This window comes from Arenibacter sp. S6351L (assembly GCF_023016025.1).
GTDB lineage: Bacteria > Bacteroidota > Bacteroidia > Flavobacteriales > Flavobacteriaceae > Arenibacter > Arenibacter algicola_B.
This window is the reverse complement of sequence record NZ_JALKBB010000025.1, coordinates 65,903-82,113: the sequence shown is the minus strand read 5'-3', so window position 1 is coordinate 82,113 and position 16,211 is coordinate 65,903. Positions and strand designations below refer to the sequence as shown.

Sequence of the window (16,211 nt, the reverse complement as noted above, 5' to 3'; positions counted from 1 at the left end):
AGCTACAAAAGCACTTATCCTTGTATAAAATGAATTACGAATTCACCATAATTATACCTGTCTACAATGAAGAAGATAATTTGGAACGCGTTGAAAAGGAGCTTAAGGACTACTTGACCATTTGCACAAAAAAGGCCAGGGTATTATTCGTAAATGACGGTTCAAAAGATAATAGCCAGCAATTAATAGAAACCATTTGCCAAAGAAACGAAGCTTTTAGTTTTGTGAAATTTGCCCAAAACAAAGGCTTGAGTGCGGCCATCAAAGCCGGCTTTGACTATACGGATACCCCCTTGGTAGGTTATATAGATTCCGACCTACAGACCTCGCCCGAAGATTTTAACCTGCTCTTGGAACATATTGATCAATATGATCTTGTAACCGGAGTAAGGGCAGATAGAAAAGATTCATTTGTTAAGAATGCCTCATCTACCATCGCCAATGGTATACGTAGAGCATTTACACATGATGGAATGGACGATACGGGCTGTCCCCTAAAGGTGATAAAAACAGATTTTGCCAAAAGAATACCGATGTTCAAAGGCTTACATCGATTTTTACCTGCTATGATCCTACTACAAAATGGTACCATTGTACAAATTCCTATTCGCCACTTTCCACGTATGGCCGGAACTGCAAAGTTTGGTCTTTGGAACAGGTTATTGGGGCCGCTTATGGATTGTTTTGCCTATTTATGGATGAAAAAAAAATATATTAACTACCAAGTAGATAAAATAGGGTAAATGGCAGATTGGATGGTTTATGCAATTGGCTTTATTGCCCAAATTCTGTTTTCCAGTAGAATGGTGGTGCAATGGGTTATATCGGAAAAGAACAAAAAAGTACTTACCCCTAGACTGTTCTGGCAATTAAGTTTATTGGCTTCTTTTCTATTATTTGTGTATGGGTGGTTACGTGACGATTTTGCCATAATGTTGGGACAGGCCATTACCTATTTTATTTATATCCGCAATATCCAGTTACAAGGTGAATGGACTAAATTACCGCGGGCCTTTAGGGTTTTTCTATGGATTTTCCCTGGGATCATTATTGTTTATGGATACAATAACAACGCCTATGACCTAAGGCAATTCTTCAGTAACGAAAACATTCCTATCTGGTTGCTATTATTGGGCAGTATAGCACAGGTTATTTTTACCTTTCGGTTTGTATACCAATGGATATATTCCGAGAAAAAGAAAACCTCCAGTCTTCCCTTTGGTTTTTGGCTACTAAGTTTAATTGGGGCCTCCTTAATTCTTACCTACGCCATTTTTAGGAAAGACCCGGTCCTATTTGCCGGCCATTCACTGGGCATGATTGTTTATTTAAGAAATCTATTTATCCTTAAAAATGAAGAGCATGACGTGGTTGAAAAATAATCCTATTGCCCTGATCTTCTTGGCGGGAATCTCCATTTTTCTATTTCATTTAAACGTTATCCCGGTTACAATCATGGAAGCCAGGAATTTCGTCACGGCTCGGGAGATGATTACGGACGGTAATTGGTTGCTGACCACAATGAACGACCTTCCTAGATATGAGAAACCCCCATTACCTAGCTGGATCACCGCCCTCTTTGGATCGATATTTGGATTGGAAAACATAGCCGGACTAAGGTTACCGACGATGTTGATGGCCATATTTTTGGGATATATAGGGTATCTGTTTTCCTTAAAAATACTTGACAATAAATTACACGCACTCATAAATGCCCTTATTTTATTAAGTTCATTTTACATTATCGTAATTACCGTTGAAGCTCCTTGGGATATATACACCCACGGATTTATGTTGACAGCCATTTACTTTCTATATAGTTTTTTTGACCATCCTGACAATAAATGGAAGAACAGTCTACTTGCCGGACTCTTTATAGGTCTGTCCTTTATGAGCAAGGGACCTGTTTCCCTATATGCACTCCTCCTGCCTTTTCTCTTGGCCTATGGCTTCGTATATAAATATAAGGGCTTCGGAGTTTACAGGAAATATATCCCCTTGGTTGTTATGATCCTCTTGGCCATGGTTATTGGCGTATGGTGGTTCCTTTATGTTCGCCTTGCCGATCCCAATGCCTTTTTGGCAATAACCAAAAAAGAAACAGCCAATTGGTCAAGCTACAATGTGCGCCCCTTCTATTATTATTGGAGCTTTTTCATACAAAGCGGAATATGGACCATTCCAGCCTTAATTAGTCTAATATATCCCTATCTTAAAAATAAGGTAAGTGATAAAAAGGCATACCGACTTAGCTTTCTATGGACTATTTTTTCGGTAATTCTACTTTCTATCATCCCCGAAAAAAAAGCCAGATATCTTGTTCCCGTATTAATTCCCCTCGCCCTAAATACGGGGTTTTATATGGAATATGTCATCAGAAATTTTAAAAGCTCCTTTGTACAGAAAGAAAAAATACCAGTATATTTTCATTTTTCCTTATTGGGACTAATTGGTATAGCCTATCCCTTTATTGCCTATTTATTACTTAAGGATGGTTTGAACGGCCTATGGGTTTACTATGTTTTGTCATCTCTTACACTTTTTGCTATTGGTGTATTACTTTTTGTACAACTTAAAAAGCAACAGATTTTTAGCTGCTTTTTGCTCTCTATAGCCTTAGTAGGTGCCATAAAATTATTAGCGATGCCTCTCACTGGAGCTATGGAAAAAAATACGGAGTATAGAAGTATATCTCAATTAAGAAAAGCTATGCAGGAAGAAGGATTAAAAACTTATTGCTTTGGTGAAATTGCTCCGGAAATGATTTGGGACTATGGCTCAGCAATTCCAGTACTTAAGGGGGAAGAGGAAATCCTAATTCCCGAAGGCGAAAAATTTGGAGTGCTGGTAATTCCGACAGATGAAAATGAATTTAAACGTATCTTTGACCCGGAATATAGCTATACGTTAAATACCGTGTACGATTTAAACTATAATGCCAACCCAGGAACCAAAGGACATAAGAACCGTTTAATAAGTAATTTATATATAGTTCAAAAACGATGATGAATATCTTTTCCAAAATTGAAAAAATAGGATACAGTATTTTACTGGCTATTGTTTTGTTTGGTCTTTATTTAGGCCTAAAGGACGACATTTATTTTGATGTTAACTATGCACAGGAAGATGGACCGGTGGAATGGGGTACTGCTATAATGTTATTTGGCATATTTGCACTTTCTCTCTACCACTTATTAACTTTATGGAGCAACAAAAAAATATTGTGGAAACTGGGGACCTTCATTTTTGTGGTCTTATTCCTTTTTGCTGCAGGTGAGGAAATCTCATGGGGACAACGAATCTTCGGAGTGGAATCCAGCGAATTTTTTATAGAAAACAACGCCCAGGGCGAAACCAACTTACATAATCTGGTGGTAGGTGAAAAGAAAATAAACAAAATTATCTTCAGTCAGTTATTGTTCCTGGTGATGTTTCTTTACCTATTGATTACCCCTATCCTCTTCAGGAAATTTAATTGGTTTAAGGATTTGGCCAACAATTTTGCGGTGCCCATTGTAAAATGGCATCATACTATCGCATTTTTAGTGGCTACCGTTTTAGTTGCCCTGAATCCGGCCAGCCGAAAATGGGAAGTATACGAATTGGCTTTTGGTGCAATCTTTTTCTTGATTTTTTTAGGGCCCCTGAACAAGGAAATCTTTGAAAAGGAACTAACCAAATAAATTTAAGGCTTCAGTGTAAAAACAATCCTGAGATGGGATCTTAGGTCAGTGGTCGTATTTGTCAATTGCCTTTAGAAAAAGCTGCAGAAATAATCCTCCCAAAAAAGTTCCGATAATTGTTCCCGTTAGTACATCCAACGGAAAATGTACCCCTATATATATCCGGCTATAGGCTACCACCGAGGCCCACCCTATTAGAAACAGTCCGATATATTTATACTTTGTCCGTAATAAGGAGGTAAAGAAAACGGCCACGGCAAAAGAATTGGCAGCATGGGCGGAGAAATAGCCAAATTTTCCACCACAGGAACTTTTCACCAAACGCATTAACCCGTTTATCTCGTTGTCATGGCAGGGCCTCAACCGCTGCACGCCATACTTAAAAAAATTGGCCAACTGGTCCGTAACCAAAATAAGCAATGCAATGGCCACCAGTGTCATTAAAAGACGCTTTAGACCAAATGCCTTATAGGTTAAAAATGCCAAAAGGGCATAAAGGGGAATAGAACTCCATTTATTGGTCATGAAAAGCCAAAAACCGTCCCACCTGTCACTGCCCAAGTTATTAAGGAACAGAAATAATTCCTTGTCGTAATGTACCAACTGGTCCAACATAGGCTATTCTTCGTACCGAGAAATTTCACGGTCATAGAATGCCGTAGCTTGTTCAATTAAATTCTCAGCTTCAGCCTCCAGTTCCTTTTCATCCTCCTGGGTAAAATCCTCCAACCACTCTACCTCATCGTTCTCCAGATTTATAATAAATCTAGGATATTCGGTATGTACCACAAAAATCGCCGTAGGATAATCCGTATTGTCGCCTAATAAAAATTTTGGGAATTCCATAAAATAACTTTTTATTTAATTATCGATATCCCCAAAACTGTTACATCTTAGTAGATAACGACTTGCTTTAATATCAATCAATCTCTTGCAAGGCCCTTTGGGCAATTAGTTTCTTGGTCAAATAATTAAATCGAATATACAACATTATGGCAGATGCCGTTAGTCCGGACAACAAGCCGATCCATATCCCGGTACTCTCCAAGGAGGTATAAAGTCCTAGATAAAAACTAATGGGAAAGCCTATTATCCAATAGGCGACAAAGGTAATCATAGTGGGTATCCTAACATCCTGAAGTCCCCTTAGCGCCCCCAATACCACAACCTGTAAACCATCCGAAATTTGGAATACGGCCGCAACCAAAATTAGTTCGGCCGCAATCTTGATCACTTCCATGTTATCTACCAAATTGGTAGTATCACCCAGATCCAGATAAATTGTTGGCAGAAAATCATTTAAAGCAACAAAGGACGCGGCAAAAACAACTTCCAATATCAAAGTGAGCAGAAAAATAGATTGGGATATACGCCTTAATTCTTTAAAATCCATCAATCCTTTTTGATTTCCCACACGGATCATTGCAGCGACTCCCAGCCCCATACCTACCATAAAGGTCATACTGCTTAGGTTTAACGCAATCTGGTTGGCCGCTTGGGAATTCTTGCCCAAAACACCACTTAACCATACTGCCGCTGTAAAAATGGCTACCTCAAAAAACATCTGTAAGGCAGAGGGAAATCCGAGGTCAATGATTTTCTTCATGACCTTTTTCTCTATAATCGCAAAATTGAATCCCGTAACATAATCGTGAAATTTCTTTTTATTCTTGAGTAGTACCCAAAGAAAAATAACCATAATGATACGGGAAATCAACGTACCCCAGGCCGCCCCCACGATTCCCATTTTAGGAAAGCCCCAGGAACCGAAAATTAGCAGATAATTCAATAGAATATTTACAAAATTGGCAATTACAGTGGCATACATAGGATATTTTGTCTGGGACAATCCCTCAGAGAACTGCTTAAAAGCTTGGAATATAATTAACGGAACTAAAGAAAATGCCACTAAATCCAGATAGGGCATAGCCAATTCCACCACTTCTGGAGGTTGCTTCATTAGATACATGAGTGGCTTGGCCAATAGTATTATCCCAAAAAGTGAAATGCCCATTAGTGTGCACAACAAAAGACCGTGCTTAAGAGCGCTTTTTCCTGCTCCAACATTGCCCGCCCCATCGGCCTCCGCCACCAAAGGCGTAATGGCGGTAGAAAACCCTATACCCAAGGACATGGCTATAAACACAAAACTATTGCCCAAGGAGACCGCTGCCAATTCCGCCGTCCCCAATTGCCCCACCATAATATTGTCGGCAAATTGTACAAACGAATGCCCCAACATTCCCAAAATAACAGGAAATGAAAGGGATAAATTATAACGAAACTCCTTTGTATATTTCTGCAACAAGACGCTTTAATTTGAAGGGGCAAATATAAGGGTTAGCTTTGGTTTTAGAACAATGGAATTTTCCATTTAATGCCATTAATCTCAAAACGAACCTGCCATGCATTCCGTAAAATTAATCACTTAACCAAAAAAATAATAAATGACCAATATCATAGAATCTGCTATTTTATATTTTTAAATTACCTCTCCATAAATTTTGCGACAGTTCTAAAGTGCAAGAAAAGTATTTTAGAATGCAAAAAAAATACCCTATATTGAAAAAATACCAACCAATATGGGGCTTAGAAGCTATATTGCTATGCTATTAATACGAGGTTTGAAAGAGAATTACTACCCGTCCTATAGATTTAGCACATCCATATATAAAAGTAAATAAAATCCCCAAAATGGATAAACTTGAAAAATCCACCAAAAAGAGGTATCTCTTTTTTATTACTACCATTGTTCTAAGTATAATTTTAGCGGTACTATTTTTCCAAAATCGGATTGATATTCTAACTTCCGATGTACACCTAATTAACATCGCAGGAAGACAACGCATGCTAAGTCAGCGTATTTCGAAACATGTGTTTGCCATAAACTTGGACCAAGGCGTAATAGCCAATAAAGTTTATCTCGATAGTCTAATGGGTTTAACCTCTGAATGGCAAAAAAATCAGAATTACCTTATTGCGGCCAACAAAGACCTACCCAATTCGGATAAAATTGACGACTTATTCAATGCCTCGCGACCTAGTACCACTAAATTATTAAATGCTGCCCTTAAAATTCTAGATAATCCCAATAGTCCTGACATCCTGGGTTCCAGTATAAATACCATAAGACAGGAAGAATCACCGGTTTTGACAAGTATGAACAATATTGTGTTGGAATATCAAAACACAGCAGAGAAGAATCTTTCCGATCTTTACAGTATTACATATCTTGTTGCTCTTATAGTTGCAATGGTAATCATTGGTCAATTTGCCCTAGTCTTTTTACCGCTGATAAAAAAGCTTAAAGAAAAGTCTAATTCATTACAGCTTGCCAATATAGCCTTGGAAACTTCCAATAAGGAGATACAAGAAAAAATGGATCAGGTAAATGACCTGCAAGCCGATCTAAAGGTAAAGGAGGAACACAATAAGATTTTTATTGATAAGGCACCCAATGCCATGGCCATGTTCGACAATGACATGAGGTTCCTTGCTGCATCAGATCGTTGGAGGAGCGATTATAATTTAAGCGACAAAGAAATTACGGGTAAATCCCTCTACGAGATTTTTCCGGAAATTGAAGAAGAATGGAAAAAAATTCACCAAGATTGTCTTGCAGGGGCTATACATCACGAGGATGAAATAGCCTATAAATGGCCAGATGGTAGGGTCCAATGGCTTAGCTATGACATTAGGCCCTGGTATATTTCTCCTGATACAATTGGCGGATTGTTAATATACACTTTGGATATTACCGCTATAAAGGAAAAGGAAAAGGAAAAACTCCGTATCGAAGAAATCCTGGACAAAACCAACGAAGTGGCAAGAATTGGTACTTGGGAAGTTGATACCATTAATGGCAAAATCCATTGGAGTACAGTAACCTGTGAAATACATGAAGTGCCCTATGATTATGTGCCAGAACTTGAAACAGCCATTAATTTTTTTAAAGAAGGGGAAAGTAGGGACAAAATTCAACTGGCGGTAAACAATGCTATCGAAAAAGGAATCTCCTATGATGTAGAAGTTGAGCTGATTACCGCAAAAGGGAATAGCCGTTGGGCAAGGGCCATAGGCCAGGCGGAAATGGTAGACGGGCAGTGTGTAAGATTATATGGAGTGTTCCACAACATCAACGATATTAAGGTTACGGAAAATGCCTTAAATAAGGCCAATGAGGAACTAAGCGCCATTTTTAATGTTGGCCCAATCTCCATTATCGGAACGGACATGAATGGATTAATTACCCATTTTAATAAAGGTGCCGAAAATTTATTGCAATATTCAGCTGCAGAGATGATTGGAAAAATGACCCCAGAAATCATACATGTGCGCGAAGAGGTGGAAAAGCATGGCAAGGAGTTGTCAAAAATATTTGGCAAAACTATTAGCGGTTTCGATGTTTTTGTGGAACATGCAAGACGAGATAGTTTTGAATCCATGGAGTGGACCTACGTGCGTAAAGATGGTACACATTTCCCTGTACAATTAATTACAACTGCTATTAAGGGGCCGAATGGAGATATAAATGGATTTTTAGGGGTGGCCACAGACATTTCCGAAACGGTCAATAACCGAAAAAAGTTAATTGAAGCTAAAGAAAACCTTGAAGTCCTCACTAAAAAACTTACAAACCAAAACCGCCAATTGGCAGATTTCGCACATATAACCTCGCATAATTTACGATCACCTGTAGCCAACCTACAAACTCTATCCAGTTTCTATAAAGATTCTGAAAGCGAGGAGGAGCGTAGCGAATTATTTGAGAAATTTGAAATTGTAATAGACCACCTCTCCTCTACCTTGAATACCATGGTCGAAGTAATCCAGACCACAGACGACAGTACCAAGGCTACCAAGGAATTATCCTTTGAAAAAACACTAATCAAGACCCAAGAAATCATCTCTAGTCAGATAGAACAATCTGGCGCTATAATTAAAAGTGATTTCTCAAAAGTACCCACTGTGGTCTACAACGACATATATCTCGACAGCATTTTTCTCAATTTAATTTCCAATGCCATTAAATATAAATCGGAGGATAGGATCCCTGAAATTTATTTGGAATCCAAAATTGAAAATGGCAAAACAATACTGAGCATAAATGATAATGGATTGGGAATAAATATGGACAAACACGGTCATAAATTATTTGGGCTTAACAAGGTATTTCACAGCCATCCAGAAGCAAAGGGGGTTGGACTTTATATGACCAAAGTACAGATCGAGGCTATGGGAGGTTCCATTTTCGCCACTAGTAAAATTGACGTGGGATCTACCTTTACAGTGGTTTTTTAATTTATTAAGGGGGCCAATTTAAAATCTTGTAATCAATATTTTTAGATGGTGTATTGATGCTTTTTCGGTATAGCACCCTGCCTGCTTAAAAATTAAATACTCTTGGCCTCCTCCCAAAAAACATCCATTTCGGTCAAGGTCATATCCTTTAAGGCCTTTCCCTGTTCCTTGGCCTTGTTTTCCAAATATTGAAAGCGCTTAATAAACTTCTTATTGGTACGCTCCAAGGCGTTTTCTGGATTAATATTCAAAAATCGGGCATAATTTACCATGGAAAACAGCACATCTCCAAACTCGGACTCCATGGCGTCCGCATTTCCTTGTTTAACCTCATCTTGGAATTCTTCCAGTTCTTCCTGAACTTTTTCCCATACCTGTTCCGGTTTTTCCCAATCGAATCCAACTCCGGCCACCTTATCCTGAATACGGTTGGCCTTGACAAGGGACGGAAGACCTTTTGGAACTCCTTCCAAAACACTTTTTTTGCCTTCTTTTAATTTGATTTTTTCCCAATTCTGCTTCACTTCTTCTTCATCTTTCACCACAACATCTCCATAAATATGTGGATGCCTATTGATCAGTTTGTCACAGATATCATTGGCTACGTCTGCTATATCAAAATGTTTGGTTTCACTTCCAATTTTAGCATAAAATACAATGTGGAGGAGAACATCGCCCAATTCCTTTTTTATTTCCTCCAAATCATTGTCCAAAATGGCGTCGCCCAATTCATAGGTTTCTTCAATGGTTAAATGACGTAGCGTTTGCATGGTTTGCTTTTTGTCCCACGGACATTGAGCTCGCAATTCATCCATAATTGTGAGTAGACGATCAAAAGCTTTTAATTGGGATTCCCGAGAATTCATAAGGTTGACTTTTAAACAAAAATACAAAGTCTGTATGGTTCCAACTATCGTATGTTCCGAGTTTTTTAGCTAACTTTAGTTCCTTACTTTCGGACAAAACCAATATGACCCATAAAAAAATAATTTTAATACTAGCCATTATTGGCTTTATACTTATGTCTTGGGCAATTCAGATTGATATGGGTATATTCCAAGGCCATGGGGATATTGGCGAAGTAAAACATAAGGGGTCACTGGAATTTAATCGCAAGGATAGTACTTATACCATTTCAGCTAGTGGGACCAATATGTGGTTCAATAACGATCAGCTACATTATGTTTGGAAAAAAATGTCAGGGGACGTTTCCCTGGCTGCCGATATTGAGTTGTTGGGCAAAGGTGTTGACCCACATAGAAAAGCTTGTTTAATTATCCGCCAAAACCTGGAGCCGGGCTCGGCCTATGCCGATGTGGCCGTTCATGGCGATGGTATGACCGCCATTCAATATAGAGAAGTGGATGGAGATATCACTCGTGAACTTCAGTCCAACATAAAATCTCCTAAACGTGTCAGAATTGAAAAGGTGGGCGACTATCTCTATATGTCCCTCGGCAAAGCGGATGGAGAATTGGAATCATCTGGAGGTGCCATAAAAGTCCAGTTTAAAGCTCCTTTCTATATTGGACTTGGCGTTTGTTCCCATAACAACGATGTAGTGGAAACTGCAAAATTCTCCAAAGTTGTATTGGAAAAATTGGAAGCAAAGCCAGACTCGCTTAAAAAATTGGAAAGCACTTTGGAAATTATTCCGATAGCTACTTGGGACAGAAAAGTTATTCTCCAATCCGATAAACGCTTGGATGCACCAAATTGGACACCGGATGGAAAGGATTTGATATATAACAGTATGGGACTACTATATCAAATTCCAATTGAAGGAGGTGATCCCAAACTAATCCCCACAGATTTCGCAAAAAGAATCAACAATGACCACGGCGTTTCGCAAGATGGTAAGATGTTGGTGATAAGTGATCAGACAGAAACCGGAAAATCATTGATCTATACACTTCCTATTGAAGGTGGTGTGCCGAAAAAAATAACTCCTAAAGGTCCTTCCTATTGGCATGGATGGTCTCCAGATGGCCAAACATTAGCCTATTGCGCAGAGCGAAATGGCAATTATGATATTTATACCATTCCTGTTAATGGAGGTGAGGAAACAAGATTGACCACTACAGAAGGACTTGACGACGGACCGGATTACTCCCCCGATGGAAAATATATCTACTTTAATTCTGCCCGTAGCGGAACCATGCAGATATGGCGTATGAAGCCTAACGGAAGTGAACAGGAACAACTTACCACGGATGAGTACCATGATTGGTTTGCCCATCCGTCCCCGGATGGAAAATGGTTGGTCTATATTTCCTTTGAGCCGGATATTCCAGCAAATTTACATCCCTCAAACAAAGATGTAATGCTTCGATTAATGAATCTTGAGACCAAGGAAATTAAAACGATCGCCAAATTGTTCGGTGGTCAGGGCACCATAAATGTCCCCTCTTGGTCACCTGACAGCAGCCGTTTGGCATTCGTCAGTTATCGATTAAAATAAAATTTAACTAAACCCAGGATAATAATAAACCAACCAATAAAAATGAAACCTAAAATGACACCAAAAAAAATAATATCAACTACTTTTTTACTATTGCTTTTTGGAATGCTATCCGCTCAGAACGTGTTGCAAAAGGCCAATATTTTTGTTAACAGTTTATCCGAGGAAGTAAAAGCCAAAACACTATTTACTATAGAGGACACTGAACGCTTTAATATGAATTATGTCCCCATTCCCAGAGCTGGAGCCAACTTCCATGATTTTGACGAAACACAAAAAAAGGCAGCGCTCGATCTGCTACGGGCTTCCTTGAGCGAGGAAGGTTTTCGGAAGTCACAAGAAATTATGGAACTGGAAAAAGTATTGAGAATTATTGAAAATGACGATAACGATAAAATGCCCGATGGCAGACCAAGACGCGATCCGCTAAATTATCACTTTTGCATTTTTGGTAATCCATCCAAGGATAAACCATGGGGATGGCGATTTGAAGGACACCATCTCTCCTTAAATTTCACTTCCACCGATGGTGCCATTAGCTCCTCTACCCCTACCTTTTTTGGAACCAACCCTGGCATTGTACGTAGCACAGAATACAAGGGCAAGGAAGTACTGAAAAAAGAGGCAGAACTAGGTTTTTCCCTTTTACACTCCATGAGCGAAAAACAATTAAAAACAGTAGTATTTACAGATGTTGCCCCCCACGATATCGTTACTACAACCGAAAGAAAGGTGAAACATGTGGAGCAATTAGGAATCTCTTATAAAGCCATGTCCAAGTCCCAAAAAAAGATTTTTATGGAACTGCTGGAACTGTACATGAATAATTACGAGCATGAATTTGCTACCGGGTTTAGGGACAAAATAAACAAGGCGGGAATAGAAAATTTAACTTTTGCCTGGGCCGGAAGCCTGCAACCTGGCAAAGGGCATTACTTCCGAATTCAGGGTCCCACTCTACTTATCGAATACGATAACACCCAGAACGAGGCCAACCATGTACATACTGTAGTTCGTGATCTAACCAATGACTACGGGGAAGATGTACTAAAGGCCCACTATGAAAAAGACCACAAGCACTGATTTCAGAAAATAAGAACTTAAGTTTTACGGCATATAATAACGAGATGAAAAAAGTTATAAATCTATTTTTAGCATTACCCATACTGTTTTCCCTATCCTGCAAATCGTTACAAACCTCCCTCATCGCCAAGGATGCCAAAGTACAGTTAGTGTCATCGGAATACTCCTTTACCGAAGGACCTGCTGTGGCTCCCAACGGGGATGTGTTTTTCACAGACCAGCCCAACGATCGTATCATTAAGTGGTCTGCGAAGGATAAAGCCGTATCCGTATATATGGAGCCTTCCGGGAGATCCAACGGACTCTATTTTGACCACCAAGGAAATCTTTTGTCCTGTGCCGATGATAAAAATCAACTTTGGCGAATAGATTCCCAAAAAAATGTCACGGTCTTAATAGATGATTTTGAAGGCAAAAAATTAAATGGTCCCAATGATCTATGGATAGACCCAAAAGGAGGCATATATTTTACGGACCCTTTTTATAAACGTCCGTATTGGACGAGAACTGAACAGGAGATAGAAGAACAGCGTGTTTACTACCTTACTCCCGATCAAAAGGATATTATTATTGTGGCCGAGGACTACGTAAGGCCAAATGGCATTATTGGCAGTAAAGATGGTACCCGTTTATATATTGCCGATATAGGTGATAAAAAAACCTATTCCTATACCATAAATCCCGATGCCAGCATAGGCAATAAAGCCCTGTTTGCCAATATGGGCTCGGATGGCATGACCATGGACAACCAAGGCAATGTATACCTTACAGGGGATGGGGTTACGGTTTTTAATCCCCAAGGTGAACAAATTCTACATATTCCTATAGATCAGAAATGGACGGCCAATGTAACCTTTGGAGGAAAAAACCAAAAAACATTATTTATAACGGCCATGACCTCATTGTATACCTTGGATATGAACGTACACGGAATTAGATAATATAAGTGATTACCGTAAACTTATTGCCAAGATAATAAAGACACTTTTAATCAGAAACTCTAAACAAAAAGGGTGTCTGAGATAAGAACAAAAAAACAATTAATACAGACAATCATGAAAAAAGGAATGATTAAAGTAAGTGTTTTGTATCCTAACGGAGCAGGCAAAAAATTTGATATGGATTATTACAGCAACCAACACATATCCTTGGTTGGAGAATTATTAGGGGATTCAGTGAAGGCTGCAACCATTGAAAAAGGTCTGGGAGGAGGCACCCCTGGCTCAACTGCTACCTATGCAGCAATGGGAAATTTATATTTTGCATCTATGGATTCATTTCAAAATTCCTTCGGACCGAATGCAGAAAAAATTATGGGAGATCTTCCTAATTTTACTAATATTGAACCTGTTGTTCAAATTAGTGAGGTAATCATTTAAAAAAGTTAGGATAGTCTACCAACTTAATTGATCAAATCGAACATTCGACTATATTTAATGATAATACTATTATTTGTGGGGTCACCTTCTCTAAGGTTGTAATTGTACACCACAAAAAGACCTGTATTGGCACGCTGCAACCAGCCCAATCGTAAATTTACCGCCCACAGTTCATTGGCGGAATTGTTCTGTACCAAACTCTGAACATACAGATTTGGCCTAAAGGAATAGGTCATTTGACTTCGGAAAATATTAGCCGTAAAATCACCGACAGGTAATTGGTAATTGTTGTAGAGATAAATAAAATCGGAATTGAATTTATCTCCCAATCGTATGCTCAAGGTGCCACTTTGCTGATAACGTTTTCCCCCAAATGAACCGCCGATCACCGAACGAATATTTATAGCGACTGGCTTACTCTTATTGGTAAAGAAAACCAATTGGGATTCCGAGTGCCTATAGGTACCGGGCAGCACGGTAACCCCGTCTGAAATTTCAAAAGGATCTAAAACCCCTTCTGTGGTAAGGTTTAGACCGGTATGGATTTCCATTCCACTTTTAAACTCCCAATGGTTGTCAATATGGGTATAACTAGTTTCCTGAAAGCCCTCAAAATTCCAAAAACTGTTGTAGGAAATATGAGGCCTTAATTCCAGTATTACCGAGTTTTCGTTTTTTGGTCTATAGTGATATAAGATGCGGGCCTCCGGCTTCCTGAAGGCCGAACGCTGTAAAAAACCAACTTCAGGATTAAAGCCTTCTCCAACCTCGGTATACCCTGCTCCTATTTCCCAACTGTTCCAAATGTAGTCGGTTTTGAGCCGGAAAGAATGCTCATTTATGGTATCTGTTGGTCCATTGGTACGGGCATAAAATCCGGTCATTCTAGCCTTACGCCCCAAACCCAGTTTTCCATCCAGGGCTATGGTACTATTAAAGTCATCTTCGATACCTATTCCTGAACGATTAATAAATGCTGCACCCAAGGCGGAACGACCTTTAAATTCATGGTTTACTCGTGCTACCGTAAAATTATTCTTTTGTATCCCTGCATCTTCAACCTCATCCGTAAACATGGTTAAAAGTCCAACATTGGTCCGGTCCAATTTTCCGGATAATCTGGCCCCTCCAATTATGGGAACTATATTTCCATCATCCCCTATTCCAATACGTCTACTAAAAAACAGGTCTACTTCCCCTGGACTCCCAACACTGAACAAGCCTGCATTCTCTAAAAAGAAGGGACGTTTTTCTGGAAAAAACAAATTAAAACGATCCAGGTTCACCTGTTGTTCATCTACCTCAACCTGGGCAAAATCGGTGTTATAGGTAAGATCCAAAGTAAGACTTGGTGTAATACTAAATTTTATATCCCCACCCACCTCGGGCGTAAATTTGGCCTTAGGGTCCTCGGCTTCAAAATCTTTGGCCAACTGCCCCAGCACATAGGGAATAACCTTTAAGTTTCTTGGGGTTTTAAGATTTAGGCCCGTAAGGGTGCCGGCCAAGGAAAGTCTATTTAAGTTAAAACCTATAGGCATTGGCGACCAATAAACAATTTCATTGGTCTTCCTTATATTTCTACGAAAATTAATGCCCCAATCCTTCCCTGGCTGAAATCTTAAAGTTCTTAATGGTATGGCAAATTCAGCACTCCATCCTTCATCATGAACCGAGGTCCTAACTTTCCATGACCCATCCCAGTTAAGGTTAAACCCACCAATGGTACCACCTTGTTGTCTGTTCGTATTCTGGTTGCCCTGGCCCTCATTATCCACCTGGGCATCATATTCCACACCCAGGGAATTGGTTCCAAAAATAAAACCGTTCTGATTATCTTTATAAGTATCCACAATAAAAAGAAATGCATCCGTATTGTCCAATAAAGCGTCCCTTCTAGCATCAGAGACTACGAGGCCATCAGGGTCCGAATCATAACAGACTACTGCCAAATAAAAAGTATGTTCCGTATAGGCAATTCTTATCTCCGTGCGTTCACTGGCCATTTGCCCGTAATTAGGTTGACTTTGTAATAAGCCCCCAAACGGTTCTATCTTTTGCCAAACCCCATCTTTTAGAATATTTCCGTCGATCATAGGTTCGGTTTCAATGGGAACTGCAATAGCGGTTGGTCGTGTTTGGTTGTCATTATCAAAATCGGGGTTTTGGGAATATCCAATTTTAGACAAACATAAAACGGCGAAAAGAACAAAAATAAATTTCTGGATGGGCATGGTATTTTTGGTTTGTTGGTATTGGTATGGCCAATTACTCTAATATAATAACAATTAAGGAGTTAATGGA

Annotated in this window: 14 protein-coding genes; 9 read left to right on the top strand and 5 right to left on the bottom strand. The window is 39.3% G+C overall.

Features of this window, described 5'->3' with window-relative positions; genetic code table 11:
• The first annotated feature begins 29 nt into the window (after positions 1-29).
• From MWU82_RS18185 to MWU82_RS18170, 4 genes are read left to right on the top strand one after another with little or no spacing between them, the layout of a single operon-like run.
• Positions 30-743 carry a glycosyltransferase family 2 protein gene (locus MWU82_RS18185; RefSeq protein WP_215947058.1) on the top strand — a complete coding sequence of 238 codons (714 nt, stop codon included), beginning with the start codon at positions 30-32 and terminating at the stop codon, positions 741-743.
• Positions 744-1,382: a lipid-A-disaccharide synthase N-terminal domain-containing protein gene (locus MWU82_RS18180; protein ID WP_247097497.1), complete on the top strand. Its 639-nt coding sequence runs from the start codon at positions 744-746 to the stop codon at positions 1,380-1,382. It abuts the gene before it with no gap.
• Positions 1,363-3,006 (top strand): glycosyltransferase family 39 protein, encoded by a 1,644-nt coding sequence (locus MWU82_RS18175; RefSeq protein ID WP_247097496.1) that lies wholly within the window; start codon positions 1,363-1,365, stop codon positions 3,004-3,006. Before MWU82_RS18180 ends, MWU82_RS18175 begins: the two co-directional genes overlap by 20 nt.
• Complete coding sequence (locus MWU82_RS18170) at positions 3,003-3,683, top strand: hypothetical protein (RefSeq protein WP_247097495.1); 681 nt, start codon at positions 3,003-3,005, stop codon at positions 3,681-3,683. The genes MWU82_RS18175 and MWU82_RS18170 overlap by 4 nt, the downstream gene beginning before the upstream one ends.
• 45 nt (positions 3,684-3,728) lie before the next feature.
• Here the strand turns inward: MWU82_RS18170 and MWU82_RS18165 are convergent, their stop codons facing one another.
• The 3 genes from MWU82_RS18165 to MWU82_RS18155 form a co-directional block, all read right to left on the bottom strand.
• Entirely contained in the window at positions 3,729-4,298 is a 570-nt protein-coding gene (locus tag MWU82_RS18165; protein WP_215947055.1) for a phosphatase PAP2 family protein, read from the bottom strand.
• A 3-nt stretch (positions 4,299-4,301) separates the two neighbouring features.
• Positions 4,302-4,529, bottom strand: a complete 228-nt coding sequence (locus MWU82_RS18160) for a hypothetical protein (protein ID WP_111624748.1) — start codon at positions 4,527-4,529, stop codon at positions 4,302-4,304.
• A 73-nt stretch (positions 4,530-4,602) separates the two neighbouring features.
• Positions 4,603-5,991, bottom strand: coding sequence for an MATE family efflux transporter (locus MWU82_RS18155; protein ID WP_247097494.1), 1,389 nt, complete (start codon positions 5,989-5,991; stop codon positions 4,603-4,605).
• Between the two features lie 386 nt (positions 5,992-6,377).
• Here MWU82_RS18155 and MWU82_RS18150 point away from each other — a divergent pair, with 386 nt between their 5' ends.
• Positions 6,378-8,984 carry a PAS domain S-box protein gene (locus MWU82_RS18150; protein ID WP_247097493.1) on the top strand — a complete coding sequence of 869 codons (2,607 nt, stop codon included), beginning with the start codon at positions 6,378-6,380 and terminating at the stop codon, positions 8,982-8,984.
• A gap of 92 nt (positions 8,985-9,076) precedes the next feature.
• Here MWU82_RS18150 and mazG read toward each other — a convergent pair whose 3' ends face one another.
• Positions 9,077-9,850 (bottom strand): nucleoside triphosphate pyrophosphohydrolase, encoded by a 774-nt coding sequence (gene mazG / locus MWU82_RS18145; protein ID WP_215947052.1) that lies wholly within the window; start codon positions 9,848-9,850, stop codon positions 9,077-9,079.
• Positions 9,851-10,029: 179 nt separating this feature from the next.
• On the opposite strand from mazG, the gene MWU82_RS18140 reads away from it, so the two are divergent.
• From MWU82_RS18140 to MWU82_RS18125, 4 genes are all read left to right on the top strand, one after another.
• On the top strand, positions 10,030-11,445 hold the full coding sequence (locus MWU82_RS18140) for a DUF5050 domain-containing protein (protein WP_215947051.1): 1,416 nt from the start codon (positions 10,030-10,032) through the stop codon (positions 11,443-11,445).
• A gap of 54 nt (positions 11,446-11,499) precedes the next feature.
• Complete coding sequence (locus MWU82_RS18135) at positions 11,500-12,528, top strand: DUF3500 domain-containing protein (RefSeq protein ID WP_247097492.1); 1,029 nt, start codon at positions 11,500-11,502, stop codon at positions 12,526-12,528.
• 44 nt (positions 12,529-12,572) lie between these two features.
• Complete coding sequence (locus tag MWU82_RS18130; RefSeq protein WP_247097491.1) at positions 12,573-13,469, top strand: SMP-30/gluconolactonase/LRE family protein; 897 nt, start codon at positions 12,573-12,575, stop codon at positions 13,467-13,469.
• Between the two features lie 114 nt (positions 13,470-13,583).
• The gene (locus MWU82_RS18125) at positions 13,584-13,907 is read left to right on the top strand and encodes an EthD family reductase (RefSeq protein ID WP_247097490.1); all 324 of its coding nucleotides are present in this window, start codon (positions 13,584-13,586) and stop codon (positions 13,905-13,907) included.
• 23 nt (positions 13,908-13,930) lie between these two features.
• Here MWU82_RS18125 and MWU82_RS18120 read toward each other — a convergent pair whose 3' ends face one another.
• Positions 13,931-16,141, bottom strand: coding sequence for a DUF5916 domain-containing protein (locus MWU82_RS18120; protein ID WP_247097489.1), 2,211 nt, complete (start codon positions 16,139-16,141; stop codon positions 13,931-13,933).
• Positions 16,142-16,211: the final 70 nt, after the last annotated feature.

Bases quoted from the DNA above. Each gene is read 5' to 3' on its own strand.
- MWU82_RS18160 (WP_111624748.1), bottom strand. From the start codon at position 4,529: ATGGAATTCCCAAAATTTTTATTAGGCGACAATACGGATTATCCTACG.
- MWU82_RS18135 (WP_247097492.1), top strand. From the start codon at position 11,500: ATGACACCAAAAAAAATAATATCAACTACTTTTTTACTATTGCTTTTT.
- MWU82_RS18185 (WP_215947058.1), top strand. From the start codon at position 30: ATGAATTACGAATTCACCATAATTATACCTGTCTACAATGAAGAAGAT.
- MWU82_RS18130 (WP_247097491.1), top strand. From the start codon at position 12,573: ATGAAAAAAGTTATAAATCTATTTTTAGCATTACCCATACTGTTTTCC.
- MWU82_RS18125 (WP_247097490.1), top strand. From the start codon at position 13,584: ATGAAAAAAGGAATGATTAAAGTAAGTGTTTTGTATCCTAACGGAGCA.
- MWU82_RS18140 (WP_215947051.1), top strand. From the start codon at position 10,030: ATGGGTATATTCCAAGGCCATGGGGATATTGGCGAAGTAAAACATAAG.
- MWU82_RS18120 (WP_247097489.1), bottom strand. From the start codon at position 16,141: ATGCCCATCCAGAAATTTATTTTTGTTCTTTTCGCCGTTTTATGTTTG.
- MWU82_RS18165 (WP_215947055.1), bottom strand. From the start codon at position 4,298: ATGTTGGACCAGTTGGTACATTACGACAAGGAATTATTTCTGTTCCTT.
- MWU82_RS18170 (WP_247097495.1), top strand. From the start codon at position 3,003: ATGATGAATATCTTTTCCAAAATTGAAAAAATAGGATACAGTATTTTA.
- mazG (WP_215947052.1), bottom strand. From the start codon at position 9,850: ATGAATTCTCGGGAATCCCAATTAAAAGCTTTTGATCGTCTACTCACA.
- MWU82_RS18150 (WP_247097493.1), top strand. From the start codon at position 6,378: ATGGATAAACTTGAAAAATCCACCAAAAAGAGGTATCTCTTTTTTATT.
- MWU82_RS18175 (WP_247097496.1), top strand. From the start codon at position 1,363: ATGACGTGGTTGAAAAATAATCCTATTGCCCTGATCTTCTTGGCGGGA.
- MWU82_RS18180 (WP_247097497.1), top strand. From the start codon at position 744: ATGGCAGATTGGATGGTTTATGCAATTGGCTTTATTGCCCAAATTCTG.